Raw genomic sequence first — 17,137 nt, 5'->3', positions numbered from 1 at the left:
AGATTCTTCATCAACTCTTTGGATAGCGCCAATTATTCGTAATAAAGCACCAATACAAGAATATGTGAAACCAATAGTTATATTTATTATATTAGGGGTAATAGTAAAGTTAGTATTACCTTCTTGAATATTGTTATATACTTTGTAAAGTCTAATAAAAGAAACATTAGTATATGAAAGAACGGCATATAAAGAAATAAACAGGTATGATTTTATATAAAGAAATCATACCTGTTTATTTTTATTTAAAAGACAAATTAAATTATAATATATTTATTTTAGAGTGTCAGAAGTTTCAGACATTAATAATAGGGTGTCATTTATTTTAGGAACTCTATCCTCATTAGTTAAGACAGTTAAATAGTCTCCAGGCAAAATAACAGTATCTCCCTTAGGAATTATTTCATTTTCGCCACGTCTAACTGCTACGAGGAGACAGCGAGATGGCCATTTTACATCTTTGATTTGTTTACCATCTAACTTCGATCCTATACATACAGCAAATTCCAGTATAGCTTTATTTATCTTATCGCCAATGGGTGTTCTATCACCTTGATTTTGCAGAAATTTTTCTAGTAAAGCTTCATATATAGGCTTAGAAGCAAGAAGGTCTGCTACAATATATGATATTACCGAGACAATAGCCAAAGCAAGCAAATGGTTAAATGAACCTGTCATTTCGGTAATTAGGATTGTTCCTGTTATTGGCGATTTTACTACTGAGGCGAAATATCCAGCCATAGCTAAGATTATAAAATTATTTATGTAAATGCTATCTAAGTGAGCAATGTGAATAAGAACTTCGCCATATACATTTCCAATTAGTGCTCCAATTGTAAGTAGCGGAAGGAAAATTCCTCCGGGAGCACCTGAGCCGAAACTAGCCATAGTAAATGAAAATTTAATAACTAGAATAATAACTAATAATATTAAAGAAAATTTATATTCAGTTAATGAAGTTATTAGTTCATGACCTCCACCTAAAGCTTCTGGTAATAAAAGACCTAGGGCTACTGATAATAATAGAGGAATTATAATTCTAAATTCTTTTTTTAGCCAAGCTTGTTTTATATATAGGTTTTGCGTCTTTAAAAGAACTTTATTAAAAAGGACCCCGAGAAATCCTACAATTACACCTAATATGATTACATAAAAGTAAAAGTTTAGTGGCAATGTAGCAAAAGCTCCAAAATTAAATACTGGTTTTAGTCCAAAGAAGCTGCTTGCAATAAAATCTGCTGATAATGCAGAGGAGAGTGCAGAAAGTAAAATTAATGGTGAAAAGTTTTTATGAACTTCCTCTAATGCAAACATTGCTCCAGCTAAAGGAGCGTTAAATGCAGCTGCGAGTCCTGCACTAGCACCACTAGTAATAAGATATTTTTCCTCAATTTTTATTCTTCTAAAGACTTTACTAAATCCTTGTCCTATTGCTGCACCTAATTGAACAGAAGGACCTTCTCTTCCTAATGAAAGGCCAGAACCTATTGAAAGGACACCTCCAAAGAACTTACCGAGAATGACTTTCCACCAAGTCATATCTAGTTCCCTAAGTAAAACTCCTTCAACCTGAGGTATTCCACTACCACTAATCATAGGTTCGTTTTTTACCATCAATCCCACTATGTAGCCAATGATTATCAGCAGCATAATCCATGGTAATAGAATAATGGGGTTAATTGATATAAGCTTATAAATATAACTTAAAAGATATCCTGCTTCTTCAAGTGCTAAACGATATAGCACAATTACTAAACCAGTGACCATACCTATGCATATTCCTTCAAATACAAGTTTTAATTTAAAACTATGCCAATGAAACAAAGTGCTATAGGTACTCTGTTTTTTTTCCATTTCTATTCCTCCAATTTATTTATATGAAAATTATTTGCTATATAATTATACAAACATATATATGTTATCATATGTATGAGAACATGTTAATAGTTAATGTGATTTTTAATTTTATTAAAGGTGAATAATTCATAACAAATTTGCACTAGTTTATAAATATAAAAAAGACTGCCTTTTCTCTAAAACTGAAAAAGCAGTCAATTAGTTCTTATTAAATATATTATAATTTAAGCTTAAGCTCCAATTATTAATTAATATTCTTTACCCAAATATTCATATCTTCAAAAGTGCCACATATATTGCAGTTGTTTACCATTCTTCCTGTAAATTTATAATTATGCTTACTTAATACAAAGTTTATACTAGGGTTTATAGCTCTACATAAACTATATAAAGTAAGGAAACCTTTAGCTTTAAGATCGCATTCTAAAGAATAGATTACATTTGCAAGAATCCCTTTACCTCTATATGCAGGGGAAGTAGCGCAGTCTGTTATTTCAGCATTTAAATTTTTCATATCCATATCTGCTGAAGCTATGCTAACTATTTTTTCATCATAAACGGCAACTTTATATAAAATTTTATTATTCATAGTCTCTTTTAAATACTCTTGATTATATATAGGGGTAGGGTAAGTTAAAAATACTGTAGAAAATAGCTTGATCATTTCAGGAATATCATTTTCAGTAGCAGTTCTTATTTGATACACCTGATTATTTTCATTGTATACATAGCTGTTTTGCAAACTTAGACATTGCTTTACGAGTAAGTCTTTTTGAGTAAAATTACTGCATATATTTCTATCACTATTAATATAATAAGACATACAAAATGCATCTTCACCTTTAAAATATCCATTAATTCTACCTTCTATAGCAAAACCAGCACTTACAAAAGCTTCCAAAGACTCTTTGTTAGAATTGCATATAATTTTTCCTAGGTGAAGTTTTGATGAAAAATGAATTATTCTTTTAAGACTTTGAAGCGAAATAGCATTTAAATCAAGTATTTTTAGACGTTTATTTGTTAAATCAACAAAGGCTTTTGTACGATCTATCTTAGTATAATAATCATTGTTTAAGTCGCATCTATCTGCTCTCATAAAATTGTTCTCTCCTTTTCATTCTAACGTTACTTTTTGGCGTCAGACAAATTCTTTCATCCCTATAGAGTTTTTCAAGACCTTTATATTCGTCTTTCTTAAATTTATCACATATTCCACAATTCTTGCATTCATGGCTTTTATCAGAAGGTTCAGTATAGGTGCACAATGTACCTTCATAATTTCTTTTACAAATTAAAAACTCCTCTCAAACGTTAACATATTTATTTGTAAATTCTAATGTATTATTGAATATCCGTTGCTATTAGATTCTCAAGATTATTATTAGCGTCAAAATTATTTTCATGAGCATATAAATCTTTTATTATCTTTGATAGGCTTAAAACATCACTCATTTCATAGAATCCAATCTTATCTTGTATAAAATTTATTGCATGGATTGCTCCACTGGCAAAAACTTTTCTCGAAAAGGATTCATGAGAAATTGTAATTCTGTCATTTTCTCCAACAATCATAACTTCATGTTTTCCAACAACACCACCAGCTCTAACTGAATTAATTGGAATATTTTCTTTAGAAATATCCTTACCTAAGTAAACTAACAACCCATCTTTTATTTCATTAGCTATCTTTAAAGCAGTACCAGATGGAATGTCCTTTTTTTCTCTATGATGTATCTCAGAAATTTGAAAATCATAATTATTTAATAGGACGGAAGCTAATTTGGTTAATATCATCAGCACATTTACTCCAAGAGTTATGTTGGGAGCATACACTATGCCAGTGTGATTTCTATAGGCTAGATTTCTTATTTTATCTAAATCTACTTCTGAAAATCCTGTGGTACCTATTATCATATTAATCCCCATTTGAGATATTATTCTAGAGTTCTTTAAAGTAGCTTCAGGCGTAGAAAAATCGACTACAACATCTGGCCTGCAAAGTACAAGTGTTTCTTCTAGTTTATTAGTTCCTTCAATTTTTATACCAATTTCTTGAATTCCAATTACTTCACCTAGATCAATATGCTTTTTCAAGCTCCCAGGGCTGCACATGGCAGCTACAATTTTCATATTCCTTTGGTTGAATATCATTTTTGCAATTTCTTTTCCTGTTTTTCCAAGTCCAATTAAACATACTTTTAACATAAAAAGCCTCCTTTTTTAAATTACTAGTTAAAAAATAATAAGCTATAGAGAAGTCTCTATAGCTTATTAAGCAATAATATTTATGGGTATACTAAAAAAAAGTATATTAGCAGTATACAAAAACTTCTCTTCAACGCTTACGAGATTAGCTGACGGATTCGGATTGAAGAAAAATAACCCTACTTATCCTAAAATAAGATTCACCCCAAAAAATGGTTCTCCCGCTCAAAAAGATTCAGCGTTATAATTATTCTTTTTTTTGTCATTATCTGTATATAAGCATATCATGTCAACATATATATGTCAATATATATAGATATGTATATATTAAATCAAATATTGGCTTTTGCTTAACATACATATGAATTTAATATTTTAGAAATTATAATAAATAACTTTAAATATTCATAGGATTTTTGAATATATGGCATAGCAAAAAGGATATTAATGTTTAGTATATATTGACGCATATATATGTTGGTGTTAGTATAATTAAGTCATGGTATATTTATAAGAAAATAGAGTGATTTATAATAAGTAGTTAATTATATATGGAGGTTATTTATGGATAACAAGCTTACATCAAAAGAGGAATTAATAATTAAAATGGAGGAATTAATATCTAATAATGAAGGTCCTTTTAGCATAGTTGTTGCAGATATTGATGATTTTAAGAATTTGAATAATTTATATGGTAACTCTATTGGAGATGAGGTAATAAAAAAGCTTATTTCAATTTTAAATAACAATTTATCTTCAACAGATATGGTATTTAGATCAGGTGATGAATTTAATATATTACTTGTAAAAAAGGGAGCGGAAAGAAGCTTTATGGAGCTTGAAGAAATAAGAAGGTATTTATCAGATAATACATTTAATTTAGATGAAAATTCTGATGATAATGTTTATTTTACTTTAAGTTTCGGTGTAGCGAGTTATCCAAGAGATGCTAAAAATGTAGTTGAACTTTTTAGAGTAGCTGATAGTGCATTATTTAGGGCAAAAGAATTAGGTAAGAATAGAGTATGTCTTTCTGAAGCAGAGAGTATGGTACTAAAATCTAATTATTTCACTAAGACTCAACTTGATAGATTATCAAGGTTGTCAAAAGCAACTGATAGAACCGAAGCATTTCTTCTTAGAGAAGCCCTAGATGATTTGTTTAAAAAATATAGCAAATAGTCATTAAGCGCATTGAGCAAATCTTGATTATTACATTAATGTGTAATATAATATATAATATAAAATGAATTAATGTGGTTAGATACGGTTGGGCAAATTATATAATTTGTTTTCAAGCAATTAGTTTCTGGGGTGGGAAGCTCTTTTTTGAGTTTTACCGCCTCTTTTTTTATGGAGATTTTTAATAAAGCCAAAACATTTTTAAGTAATATTCTAGCTAGCATCGCATTAAAAAGGAGGGTAATAATGAAAGATAAAATAAAAACTAAAATATTAAGTCCATTCTTATACTTTTTAAAAAGTGAGTCTTCTAGTGGTATAATTCTTTTAATTTGCGCTATTGCAGCAATTATGATTGCAAATTCGAGCTTTTCAGGAGGCTATGAGCATATATTCCACACAAATATAACGATTGGATATGGTGTGTTTTCATTATCAATGTCAGTTCTTCACTGGATTAATGATGGATTGATGGCTATATTTTTCTTAGTTGTTGGTATGGAAATAAAAAGAGAGGTTGTGTTTGGTGAACTAAAATCTTTTAAAAGGACAATACTTCCAATATCTGCAGCTATAGGAGGAATGATTGTGCCTGCAATTATTTATGCATTATTTAACTATAAGGAGCCAACCATTACAGGATGGGGGATACCCATGGCAACAGATATTGCATTTGCACTTGGAATGCTTTCTTTAGTTGCAAAAAATGCTCCAAAAGGAATAGTTGTATTTCTTACTGCACTCGCTATAGTTGATGATTTGGGTGCTATTATAGTAATAGCAATATTTTATAATAGTCAAATTTCATGGATAGCGCTTTTATTAGGATTAATAGTTTTTGCTACGCTTATCTTGGCTAATAAATTTAAAATTAAATATACATCTATTTATATTATTTTAGGTATAATTCTATGGATTTGTCTTTTAAAATCCGGTATACATGCAACAATTGCAGGAGTCTTACTAGGCATGTCATTGCCAATTGGAGAAAATATTCATAAATTTAAAACTTCAATATTGTATAAACTCGAACATATTTTAACACCATGGTCTAGCTTTTTGATTATGCCAATATTTGCGTTTGCAAATGCAGGTATAATAATTAATACTGATAATTTTTCAGGCAGTTTGTTTTCACCAGCTTCATTAGGAATTATATTTGGTCTTTTTGTAGGAAAGCAAATTGGTATATTTGGAACTTCATTTATTTTAATAAAATTGAAAATAGCTAAGTTTCCATCTAATGTAACCAAAAGACATTTATATGGTGCAAGTGTTTTTGGTGGCATTGGATTTACTATGTCAATATTTGTGTCATCATTGTCATTTGCAGATGCCAATATATTATCTGAAGCAAAAATGTGTATTATGATTGCATCAATTTTAGCTGCAACATATGGTACAATAGTATTTAAATTTATAAATTTTAAAAATGAGAAATTAAACTACAAACAAAGCTAAAGGCTATAAGCATTGAATTTTCAATGTTTATAGCCTTTACTTAAGCCACTTTATTAGAATCATCACTAAGAGTTACATCTAGAGCTATTCAAAGTTTTGCTGATATTATAGTATTTAATTTATTAATTGAATTAGATAGGCTTCCAATTTGTTTTTCCAAGCGGATTAGTAATATGCAGTTACCGCTATAGGAAAACCATTGTTAGCCACGATACTAATTAATTCATTAGTATCCATTATGTTATCACCTCCTATTAAAGATATATGGCTAACATGTATATTTAACATGGTGAATTTAAATACAAGTTGATATTTGATGACTAGTTTAACAATAGAATATTTAAAATTGTTAAATTTTCGATATTATCAATTGCAATTCATAGTAGCGCTTTCATGAAAGTAATACAGTGCCATTTTTTAAATATGAGCTTTGGATATATGTTTAAATATCGTATGATGCTAATATGGCAAAGAATAAATATTGTGAAGAATGTTACCATAGAAGAATACATGTTCTTCAGAATATTAGAATTTAGAAAATTGATGTATAATGTATTAAGAAATATCAATAAGAAAAGGAGGGGGCATAACATATGCTTGTACCTAATAAAAATCCAAAAGTATATGATCAAGTTATAGAGAAAATTAAGGATAAAATAAAATATGGAGAAATAAAAAAGGGAGATAAATTGCCGACAGAAAGAGAAATGGCAGAATCTCTTGAGGTATCGCGTGCATCTGTGAGGGAAGCGATGAGGGCTTTAGAAGTCATAGGATTAATAGAAAGCAGGCATGGAGCTGGAAATTATATACGAACAAATTTTAATAACTCTTTGCTTGAACCTCTTTCAATAATGTTTATGCTGCAGGAGAGTTCGCCAAAAGAAATGTATGATTTAAGGGAAACACTAGAACTTCAATGTTCTAAATTAGCAGCTAAGAATATAGACGATGGTGAGCTTAAAATCTTAACAGAGTTATTGGATAAGATGTATGTTGCTAGTAGTGAAGAAGAAAGTGTTGAATTAGATATTAAGTTCCATCAATTAATTGCAAAGGCTTCAAGAAATGTATTATTAATTAATGTACTTAATGTTATATCTCAACTTGTAGACGAATTCATACGGAATGCTAGAATGCAAATTTTTCATGAGGGAAATACCAAAGAAAGCTTATTATGGATACATGAGAATTTATTAAGAAATTTAAAGAAAAGGGATGAGTTACTAGCTTACAATGCTATGCAAGAACATTTCGATCTAATTAGGAAATCTTATGGATACGAAAATTAGAATTGTGTTCTAAATGAAAATATAAAATCTTATAAGAGTGATCTTAAAAAATTTAATAACGCTACGTGTTAAGATTTCATATCTAATTGAAGAAGATATTATATATTTTAGACAAGCCACTGAGAGAATGGGAGGAGTAAGATAATTTGAATAAAAATCCATATGAACAATTTCCTCATATTTCAGATGATGAAATAACACTAAGAAAAATTTTTGATATTGACCTTGACGAAATTTTCGAAATATATAGAAATGAAGAACTTTTTAAATATTCTCCTGTAATGATTAAAAAGAATAAAAATACCGTTGTTAATATGATAGGACATTTTGAGAGAGATTTTCATAAGAAAAAATGCATATTTCTTGGCATATGTCTAAATAATGAACCGGAGAAGGTTGTTGGAATAGCAGAGATATTTGATTATTCTAACGAGGTAAATATGATAACTATAGGCTATAGGTTAAACAATAAGTTTTGGGGTAATGGAATTGCGACTAAAGCTGTAAGGGTGATGGTAGACTATTTATTTAATGACATTGGAATTAATAGAATACAAGCATTTGTAATGCCAGAAAATATTAAATCCCAGAATGTATTGAAAAAAATGGTTTTATTAAAGAGGGGACAATTAGGCAGGGATATACTTGGAAGGGACAAGGTGTTGTTGATTTGAATCTATATTCTTTATTAAAATCTGAAGCTGAAAAATAGATATTTTTATTTCCTAAATTTCTCATTTTGTATACAAACAATCAAATCACATATAATACTATAAAGGATAAAACCAAGGAGCTTATTTTAATGCTAGATGTAGAAACTAATTTTGATGAATTAGTGGATTATTCTTTGAGTTAGAAAAAAGTGATAATAAATATCTAATCTGTAAATTTAAGATTTATGGAAAGAAAATCCTAATAAACATAGATTCTTCTCTAATAATATGTTACTATAATTATATCCATAATATTACTAGAAAGCACCAATAAAGGTAGGTCAGTTAGAAATACTTGGCATGCCTTTTTTGTAAATTTTCAAAATTTTATATGCAAAAATCAATCATGAAGCAGAAATAATCATATTAATTGCCAGGAAAATAAAAATTAATAAGAATGTATATTTTACTTTGTTCTTATAAAAGTATTGTTTTATGAAATGTTGGGAATACTTAATAATGGGAAAAGTCTAGTAAACTATAAATCATAACTTGCTTCTACAAGTGATGATATGCTTGACAAATCAAAATACAATATTTTTATAAGGAGGATATTTATGAAAACAGGTACAGTAAAGTTTTTTAATTCAGAAAAGGGATTTGGTTTTATAGAGGTAGAGGGAGAAAAAGATGTTTTTGTACATTCATCTTCTCTTTCAGGATTTAGTATACAAGAAGGAGATAAAGTTCAGTTTGATGTTGAAAAAGGTACAAAAGGTCCTCAAGCAACCAATATTCAAAAAGTATAAAATAGCTTCTTGATGTTTATTAACAACATAATAGGTGATTTTTGCCGCCTTGTTTAAGGTGGCTTTTTATTGAAATAAAGTAAAATTTGATTAAGGTGGGGGATAGGAATCTCCATCTGAATCTTAGTTGAACCAATCTTAGGGCATGTTACTGTTATCTACAACCTAAAAAGAGGTGGGAGTGTTACATTGTCTAGAGATCAGATAAATTTATAAAAAAGAAAGAAGGGGTTAATTTGGGAAATAAGGTATTTAGTGAATTAGGTCTTGATGAGAGTATTCTTAAGGCCATTGATGCAATGGGATTTGAAGAACCTTCTAAGATTCAAGCTGAGGTAATACCAGTTCTTTTAGAAGGTCATGATGTTATTGGGCAGGCACAAACAGGAACAGGAAAGACACTGGCATTTGGTGCACCAATATTAAGCAGAATTGGAAAGCAAGATGGTAAGGTAAATAGTATAATACTAACGCCTACAAGAGAACTTGCTATACAGGTAAATGATGAATTGAATCGTATAGCTAAATTTACTAAGATTAAGTTGCTTCCTGTATACGGTGGTCAACCTATTGACAGGCAGATTTCAGCTTTACGTAGAGGGATAGATATAGTAGTAGGAACTCCAGGTAGAGTGTTGGATTTAATAAGAAGAAAAGTTTTAAATTTGAGCTCTATTAGATTTCTTGTATTAGATGAAGCCGATGAAATGTTAAACATGGGATTTATTGATGATATAGAAGAAATAATAAAAAATTCAAATCAAGACAGACAGACAATGTTGTTTTCAGCTACTATGCCTGAAGAAATCAAAAGACTTGCTAAAAGATATATGAAGTCTGAAACGAAACACATAGCCATTTTAAAAAATGCAATGACTGTAGCTACAGTGGATCAATACTATTATGAAATTAAAAACAAGGATAGATTTGAAACACTATGTAGGATACTTGATGTTGATGAACCTACATCTGCAATAATCTTTTGTAAGACCAAAAGGAACGTTGATGAACTTGTTGAAGGTCTTCAGGGAAGAGGGTATACTGCTGAAGGAATGCATGGAGATATGAATCAAAATCAGAGAATAAATACCTTAAGAAAATTTAAAGAAGGAAATTTAGAATTCCTGATAGCAACTGATGTTGCTGCAAGAGGCATAGATGTTGAAAATGTAACGCACGTAATAAATTACGATTTGCCTCAGGACGTAGAATCCTATGTTCACAGAATAGGCAGAACAGGTAGAGCAAATAGAAAAGGTGTTGCTTACACATTGGTTACTGCAAGAGAATATATGTCTCTTAAACATATTGAAAAGGTTACAAAAAGCAAGATAAGAAGAAGAGAAATTCCTACTGTTGATGAAATATTTGTTTCAAAGTACAAAAATATGTTTTCAAAGATAAAGGAAACTTTGGAGCAGGATAGCTATAAGAAATTTATACCAATGGCAACAGAACTTGATGAAGAGTTTAACCTCGTAGAAGTAGCAGCGGCATTAATGGATATGGTATATAGTAAAGAAGTGAACTATGACTATACTGAAAATGAAATAGGTTCAAAGACAGATTACAAGAGACTGTTTTTGAATGTAGGACGCTTGGATAAGATTAATCCAAGGAAGCTAGTGGATTTCTTTAATGAGAATGCAAAGGTAAAAAGAGAAGATGTCGGAGATATTGATATTCTTGAAAAGTTTTCATTTGTAAATGTAACAGAGGCTGCAGCGGAATCCATAATGAAGCATTGCACTGGAAAGAAATTTGCTGGAAGAAAGCTAAATGTCGAAATTTCAACAAAATCAAAAAGATAATTTAAAACTATACCTATGAACAAGACACATGAAGAAAGTGTTTGGTCTATAGGTATTTTTTTATTGTTCTTAGTATAGGGTCAGAACACTAGAACAAATATGGTAATATTATAAAAAATATATATTCTTGAGAATATGCACTTTAAAAAGAAAAAATGGTGGAACTTGCATCTATTAAGGATTATGATTTATTATTGCAAATATTTAGTATTGCATTTTATAATTTCCAATGTTATACTTCCTATAAGGTACTTTGGTACCTTATAGGAAGTATAACATTCGTACCTTTAGGTTTTGTAAATTCTAGATTATTAATTGGATTATTAGAGTGGTGATTTATCTCCGATGGCCACAAAAATATTTTCTTATACTTGCTGCTATAAGCCGGCAAGCACCATCAATAGAATTAGAAATCGCTGATTATGGTTCATTAAGAGAAGATCTAATAGTACTATTTAAGGTTTTAGATCCAATCTTTGAAATTATAAGACCTGATGATATACGAGATGTAATTTCAAATGAAGGCATAAAATGAATTAGTTTGTTAAAGGAGTAATTAATTTATGAAGAAATATGTATTGCTAATTATATTACCAACGCTTATAGGAACCTCTCTTTTTACGGGATGCGCTGTAAAAAATAATAAGAATGAAAATGCTATTCAAGTAGAAGAGGTTAATAAGCAAAATTCCATATATCTTATGGCTGGAATGATTGAGACTGATAATCAAGTTAATGTATCTTCAAAAATTTCCGCTAGAGTTTCAGATGTATTAGTTAATGTAGGATCAACTGTAAATCAAGGTGATGCTGTGATTACATTAGATACTCAGGACCTTCAGGCACAGGTAGATCAAGCGCAGGCAGCAGTAAATACTGCAAATGCAAATTTAAATAATGCTATGAATAGCACTCGGCCTGAACAAATATCACAAGCGCAAGCAACTTTGGATAGCGCTAAAGCAACCTATGATGTTGCTAAAAAGAATTATGATCGTACAAAAGCTTTAGTTGATGCTAGCGCAGCTACAGAGGTGCAGCTTGAAACTGCACAACAGCAACTTACCTCAGCTGAGTCAGGACAAAAGTCTGCAGAAGAACAATTAGAAATGCTTAAAAATGGTGCTACAGAAACAAGTATAGATGTTTACAAGGCTCAAGTACATCAAGCTGAAGAAGCAGTAAAAACAGCGCAGGTGGCATTAAATAATGGAACCATTACAGCACCTATCTCAGGTAATGTTACTGTTAAGAATATAAATAAAGGCGAAATGGCAGCACCTAGCAGCACACTTATCTCAATATCTAATCCAGATGCTTTGAGTGTAAATGCATATGCGCCTCTAAGGATTGTAAAAGATTTAAAAGAGGGACAAACTGTAGCAGTTAAAGTATACGAAATAGAAGATTCAGAATTTGAAGGAACCATATCAGTAATAAATTCAACATTAAACTCTCAAAACTCCAATGTTTTAGTTAAAATAGTTTTAACAGATTCAAAGGGGCAATTGAAACCAGGTATGTTTGCTGAAGTTGGTATAAAAGGCTAAGAAAGGATGACAGGGATGAAAGAAAAACGTAAAACAATAATTTTATTAATATTATGTGCAATGTTAATTACCCTTGGTGGAGTAGGTTTTTATTACTGGTATAACAATGAAAACTTTGTTTCAACAGAAGATGCAAAGGTTGACGGAGATTTTATCAGCATAACTCCGCAAGTATCAGGTAAACTTCTTGAATTTAATGCAAAAGAAGGGGATAAAGATATAAAAGATCAAATTTTAGGTCGTGTGGATGCTAATGGTTTAGCAGATGCTAATATTGATTCAGCCTTACTTAGAGCACCAACTAATGGGATAATTATTAAAAAGGAAGCTGAGGAGGGACAATATGTTTCGGCTGGATCGACACTTGCTGTAATGACTGATCCAGAAAAGCTTTATATAACTGCTAATATAGAAGAAATCAAGGTTGAAAAATTACATGAAGGACAAAGTGTAGATATAAAAATTGATCAATTTGAGGGGAAATCATTTAAAGGCAAAGTTGAGTATATAGGAAAAGCTTCAAATTCAGCATTTTCACTTCTACCATCCTCTTCTGGTGGAACTTTCACTAAGGTTGTTCAAAAGGTACCTGTAAAAATTGAATTTGAGAAAAATGATGCTAATCTTCTACCTGGTACAAATGCAGATATAAAAATACATATAAAGTAGGTGGGAGTATGGAAAATAAAAAAGAATCTTCATCTAAATGGCTTATTATGAGTGTTGTAATCATGTCAATTTTTATGGCAAATCTTGATACAAGCATTATTAATATCTCTATTACTAAAATGATGCAGACATTTAACGCATCAATAGATCAAATACAATGGGTTGTTAGTGCATACACTCTAACTTTGGGAGTTACAATTCCATCAACAAGTTATTTTGGAGATAGATTTGGAACTAAAAATGTATTTGTTACTGCGTTGATTTTATTTACTTTAGGTTCGTTACTGTGTGGTGTTTCATGGAATGAAACTATAATGATAATTGCAAGAGTAATTCAAGGAATTGGAGGAGCTTGTATAATATCACTTGGTATGACAATATTAATGACTACTTTTGATAAAAGTGAGCTAGGAATGGCAATAGGGGTAATGGGAATGTGCGTAATGGCAGCACCTGCCTTAGGACCAAGTTTAGGTGGATATATTATTCAACATTTTAATTGGAGATTTCTCTTTTTTATAAACCTTCCAGTTGGAATAGTGGCTACAATAATGGCTATACTTATATTTAAGAAATCAGAACATAAGTCTTCAAAGAAATTCGATATCATTGGATTTTTAACTTCAAGTATCGGAATGTCATGTGTTCTTTATGTACTTGGCAAAAGTGATTTGGACTGGAACGATATAAAAAATATCGTGCTTATGATTGTCGGATGTTACAGCCTTTTAATATTTGTTGTGAATGAATTACTTATTGAAGAACCATTGCTTGATTTAAAACTTTTAAAGAATTATACCTTCTGTATGAGTAATATTATAATGAATGTTGCGATGTTAGCACTTTATGGTGGTGTGTTTCTAATGCCAATATTTCTTCAACAAATAAAGGGTCTTGTTCAATGAATACAGGCTTGATTTTATTTCCAGAAGCAATAGCGACAGCCATATCTATGGTTTTGTATGGGAAAATTGGTAATAAATTTGATGTTAGGTTGTTTGCTGTATTTGCGTTGATTTTGATAGGCATTAACAGTTATAGTATGTCAAAAATTACGTTGGATACTGCCAATATAGAGATTACAGTCTTATTAATGATTAGAGGTTTTGGCGTAGGATTTCTTATGGCGCCAGTTCAAACAGTAGGTTTTAGCGGATTGCCAAAGGCAGCAATGTCAAATGCCTCTGCTTTGACTAATACAGTTAAGCAAGTAGGAACTTCCATAGGTGTCACAATTATTACAAGTATTATGCAGCATAGAAATGTGGTCGATTATTCTAACTTAGCTTCGCAAGTGACATCTTTTAATAAAAATAGCATGAAGCTATTTGAAATGCTTCAAGGTACCCTTATTAAGGGAGGGATATCAAGCAGTGATGCTAAAGGAATTGCTTTAAGTAAGATTTTTGGCGAAGTTGCAAGTCAGGCACAGCTTCAAGCACTTAATGAGACAATGTTTATAATTTCAATCATAACTGCTATTGTAATAATTCCAACACTTTTATTAAAACAAGGCAAACAAGAAGAAACAGATGCAGCAGTGGCAGAATGATAAAAACGACTTAATGAGGTATTTTACGAATAAAATCATTAATTGTCAGAATGATATAGAATTAATAAATATGCAGTTACAATTGTAAGCGTATTTTTCATGAAATTTATTAATACATTAATAATAACAGCTCTAAGGTAAAGATTGACCTTGGAGCTGTTATACTTTCATCTCATGCCTAGATAAAGTGAAAATTTATACATATAAGGAGCAGATGTGTAAAAATGAGTAGTTTTATAGTAGCAGTAGGCCATATTATTATAAGTGGACATATTGGTTGTGAAGTTATTGATAGGTTAGTTTAGAATGATTGAATTATTAAAATACTAGCATTGATTAACGATGGATAAAGTGGTATTTTATATTATAATTATGTTAATTTATGAGAGTAAGCTAAAAATTAGCCATTTTGGTGGGGCATACTTTAGCAAAAGTATTTGATTAACAGAGAAATTAGAAGGAGATATTGTAATTATGATGATAAAAAAACGGCTGGCTATGTCAAATATTTTTATGTTGATAGTTCCAGCAATATTGATAGTAGTTATTGCAGTTGGAGTTCTAGAAGGATTTACAGAGATATATGGTAAGAAAATAAAAGTTTTTGAAGAGGATAGTGGAATATCATTTATTCAGAAAACTTTATTTATGTATAATAAAGAAATTAGGAATAATTATGATAAAATTAATGATTATAACAAGACGAAGGAAGATCTTAAAAATGCCGGTTATGACTTTATAATTACAAGTGACGGCGACACAATATTTTCTAATATAACTGATGCTGATAAAAATGCTATGTCCAAGCTTGAGCGAGACGTTCTTACATCTTCAGATTCAATAGTCCTCGAGGTTAATTCTATTAGTTTAGTTAAAAATAGTTTAACTAAAGATGGAAAAAATATTAATATGCTTGCTGTAAAATCAAATAATAATTTAATGAGCAGACAGCAGATGAAAGCAGAAGCAAGAACTTTTTTATTAAGTTACATGGGGGTTGTATTCATAGTAGCGCTGCTTATAATTATTTTAACTAATGGGATATTATCGTCACGAGTAGCTAAAAGTTTGATTAAACCTTTAGAGTTACTAAGCTATGGTGCGGGACAAATAGAAGAAGGGAACCTTGATTTTAAGCTGAGTTATCAAGGGACAGATGAATTTGCAAAAGTTTGTAGGGATTTTGATAAAATGAGAGTAAGGCTTAAAGAATCAATTGATATGCAGCTAAAATATGAGCAAAATAGAAAGGAGTTGGTCGCAGGAATATCTCATGATTTACGTACACCATTAACAACAATTAAAGGATATTCAAAAGGATTAAAGGATGGAATTGCAAATACAGATGAAAAATGTGAAAGATATTATGAAATTATATATAGTAAAACTTGTGATATGGACAAGCTTGTAGATAAATTATTTTTCTTTTCCAAATTAGATACCGGAAAATTTCCTTTTAACTTTGAAAATATAAATTGCAATGAGTTCTTTTTAGATTTTTTTAGCAATGCTATACCAGAATTTAGAGGTAAGGGGCTTGATTTAACTTATAAAAATAATTGTAAAGATAATATTTTTATTAGAATGGATTTTGAAGAAATTCGAAGAGTGCTTACAAATATACTCGAGAATAGTGTAAAATACAAAGTGAAAGAATATGGTAAGGTAGATATTACCATAGAAGAAATGGAAGACAGCGTTGTTTTAAAAATAAAGGACGATGGACCAGGGGTTTTAGAAGAAAATTTGTCAAAACTATTTGCTAGTTTTTATAGGGAAGATCAATCGAGAGCCAATTCAAGTGAAGGAAGTGGACTTGGGCTTTCAATTTGCGAATATATAATAAAAGCTCATAATGGCACAATTACTGCTGAAAATGATAATGGATTAGCCATTATTATAACTTTGCCGATTAATAATAAAATTTAGCATATATACTCTAAAAAGTTTAATTTATAAAAATATATCTTAAGCTAGAAGGAATTGTGTACTAAACGATAAAAAATGAATTGTATTGCTTTGAATTCGTATATTGACTGTTATAAGAAAAATTATATTGTTTATCAGGCTTAATTGCATGTAAACATAATGGG

The 17,137-nt window shown here is 30.2% G+C and carries 15 protein-coding genes, 1 pseudogene, 1 riboswitch and 1 other annotated feature; of the genes and pseudogenes, 11 read left to right on the top strand and 5 right to left on the bottom strand.

Going from position 1 to position 17,137, the window contains the following annotated elements; all coding sequences use genetic code 11:
• Positions 1–273: 273 nt before the first annotated feature.
• The 4 genes from AXY43_RS02715 to dapB form a co-directional block, all read right to left on the bottom strand.
• Positions 274–1,854, bottom strand: a complete 1,581-nt coding sequence (locus AXY43_RS02715; RefSeq protein WP_039771399.1) for a ClC family H(+)/Cl(-) exchange transporter — start codon at positions 1,852–1,854, stop codon at positions 274–276.
• Between the two features lie 247 nt (positions 1,855–2,101).
• Positions 2,102–2,956 carry a putative beta-lysine N-acetyltransferase gene (gene ablB, locus AXY43_RS02710; RefSeq protein WP_105410941.1) on the bottom strand — a complete coding sequence of 285 codons (855 nt, stop codon included), beginning with the start codon at positions 2,954–2,956 and terminating at the stop codon, positions 2,102–2,104.
• Positions 2,943–3,125 carry a hypothetical protein gene (locus AXY43_RS02705; RefSeq protein ID WP_241395457.1) on the bottom strand — a complete coding sequence of 61 codons (183 nt, stop codon included), beginning with the start codon at positions 3,123–3,125 and terminating at the stop codon, positions 2,943–2,945. Before AXY43_RS02705 ends, ablB begins: the two co-directional genes overlap by 14 nt.
• Positions 3,126–3,201: 76 nt before the next feature.
• On the bottom strand, positions 3,202–4,065 hold the full coding sequence (dapB, locus tag AXY43_RS02700) for a 4-hydroxy-tetrahydrodipicolinate reductase (RefSeq protein ID WP_105410940.1): 864 nt from the start codon (positions 4,063–4,065) through the stop codon (positions 3,202–3,204).
• Between the two features lie 119 nt (positions 4,066–4,184).
• Positions 4,185–4,316, bottom strand: a riboswitch (cyclic di-AMP (ydaO/yuaA leader).
• A gap of 313 nt (positions 4,317–4,629) precedes the next feature.
• Between dapB and AXY43_RS02695 the strand changes: the two genes are divergently transcribed.
• Positions 4,630–5,247 (top strand): GGDEF domain-containing protein, encoded by a 618-nt coding sequence (locus AXY43_RS02695; RefSeq protein ID WP_023975804.1) that lies wholly within the window; start codon positions 4,630–4,632, stop codon positions 5,245–5,247.
• A gap of 86 nt (positions 5,248–5,333) precedes the next feature.
• Positions 5,334–5,389 (top strand) — a sequence feature (sodium ion sensor (DUF1646 type); this cis-regulatory element may regulate processes involved in with the transportation of sodium ions).
• Positions 5,390–5,493: 104 nt separating this feature from the next.
• Positions 5,494–6,708 (top strand): Na+/H+ antiporter NhaA, encoded by a 1,215-nt coding sequence (nhaA, locus tag AXY43_RS02690; RefSeq protein ID WP_087701626.1) that lies wholly within the window; start codon positions 5,494–5,496, stop codon positions 6,706–6,708.
• Between the two features lie 88 nt (positions 6,709–6,796).
• Here the strand turns inward: nhaA and AXY43_RS27485 are convergent.
• Positions 6,797–6,945: pseudogene (locus AXY43_RS27485) on the bottom strand (YvrJ family protein).
• Positions 6,946–7,301: 356 nt separating this feature from the next.
• Here AXY43_RS27485 and AXY43_RS02685 point away from each other — a divergent pair.
• The 9 genes from AXY43_RS02685 to AXY43_RS02640 all read left to right on the top strand — a co-directional run bounded on the left by AXY43_RS02685 (position 7,302) and on the right by AXY43_RS02640 (position 16,973).
• The gene (locus AXY43_RS02685; protein WP_105410939.1) at positions 7,302–8,000 is read left to right on the top strand and encodes a FadR/GntR family transcriptional regulator; all 699 of its coding nucleotides are present in this window, start codon (positions 7,302–7,304) and stop codon (positions 7,998–8,000) included.
• Positions 8,001–8,146: 146 nt separating this feature from the next.
• Positions 8,147–8,674: a GNAT family N-acetyltransferase gene (locus AXY43_RS02680; protein ID WP_242986158.1), complete on the top strand. Its 528-nt coding sequence runs from the start codon at positions 8,147–8,149 to the stop codon at positions 8,672–8,674.
• A gap of 596 nt (positions 8,675–9,270) precedes the next feature.
• Entirely contained in the window at positions 9,271–9,462 is a 192-nt protein-coding gene (locus AXY43_RS02670) for a cold-shock protein (RefSeq protein WP_039771389.1), read from the top strand.
• Between the two features lie 236 nt (positions 9,463–9,698).
• Positions 9,699–11,273 (top strand): DEAD/DEAH box helicase, encoded by a 1,575-nt coding sequence (locus tag AXY43_RS02665; RefSeq protein WP_077869077.1) that lies wholly within the window; start codon positions 9,699–9,701, stop codon positions 11,271–11,273.
• Positions 11,274–11,836: 563 nt separating this feature from the next.
• A complete protein-coding gene (locus AXY43_RS02655; protein WP_105410938.1) occupies positions 11,837–12,823 on the top strand; it encodes an efflux RND transporter periplasmic adaptor subunit in 987 nt (328 codons plus the stop codon).
• Positions 12,824–12,838: 15 nt separating this feature from the next.
• Positions 12,839–13,492, top strand: coding sequence for an HlyD family secretion protein (locus tag AXY43_RS02650; protein ID WP_039771381.1), 654 nt, complete (start codon positions 12,839–12,841; stop codon positions 13,490–13,492).
• An 8-nt stretch (positions 13,493–13,500) separates the two neighbouring features.
• Entirely contained in the window at positions 13,501–14,397 is an 897-nt protein-coding gene (locus AXY43_RS27480) for a DHA2 family efflux MFS transporter permease subunit (RefSeq protein WP_243099162.1), read from the top strand.
• The gene (locus AXY43_RS27475) at positions 14,394–15,044 is read left to right on the top strand and encodes a hypothetical protein (protein WP_243099161.1); all 651 of its coding nucleotides are present in this window, start codon (positions 14,394–14,396) and stop codon (positions 15,042–15,044) included. Before AXY43_RS27480 ends, AXY43_RS27475 begins: the two co-directional genes overlap by 4 nt.
• 474 nt (positions 15,045–15,518) lie before the next feature.
• Entirely contained in the window at positions 15,519–16,973 is a 1,455-nt protein-coding gene (locus AXY43_RS02640; RefSeq protein ID WP_039771377.1) for an ATP-binding protein, read from the top strand.
• Positions 16,974–17,137: the final 164 nt, after the last annotated feature.

Origin of the sequence: Clostridium sp. MF28 (assembly GCF_002969175.1) — a bacterium.
GTDB lineage: Bacteria > Bacillota > Clostridia > Clostridiales > Clostridiaceae > Clostridium > Clostridium beijerinckii.
The sequence above is the reverse complement of the archived record's forward strand: the minus strand, read 5'-3'. Positions and strand labels throughout refer to the sequence as shown.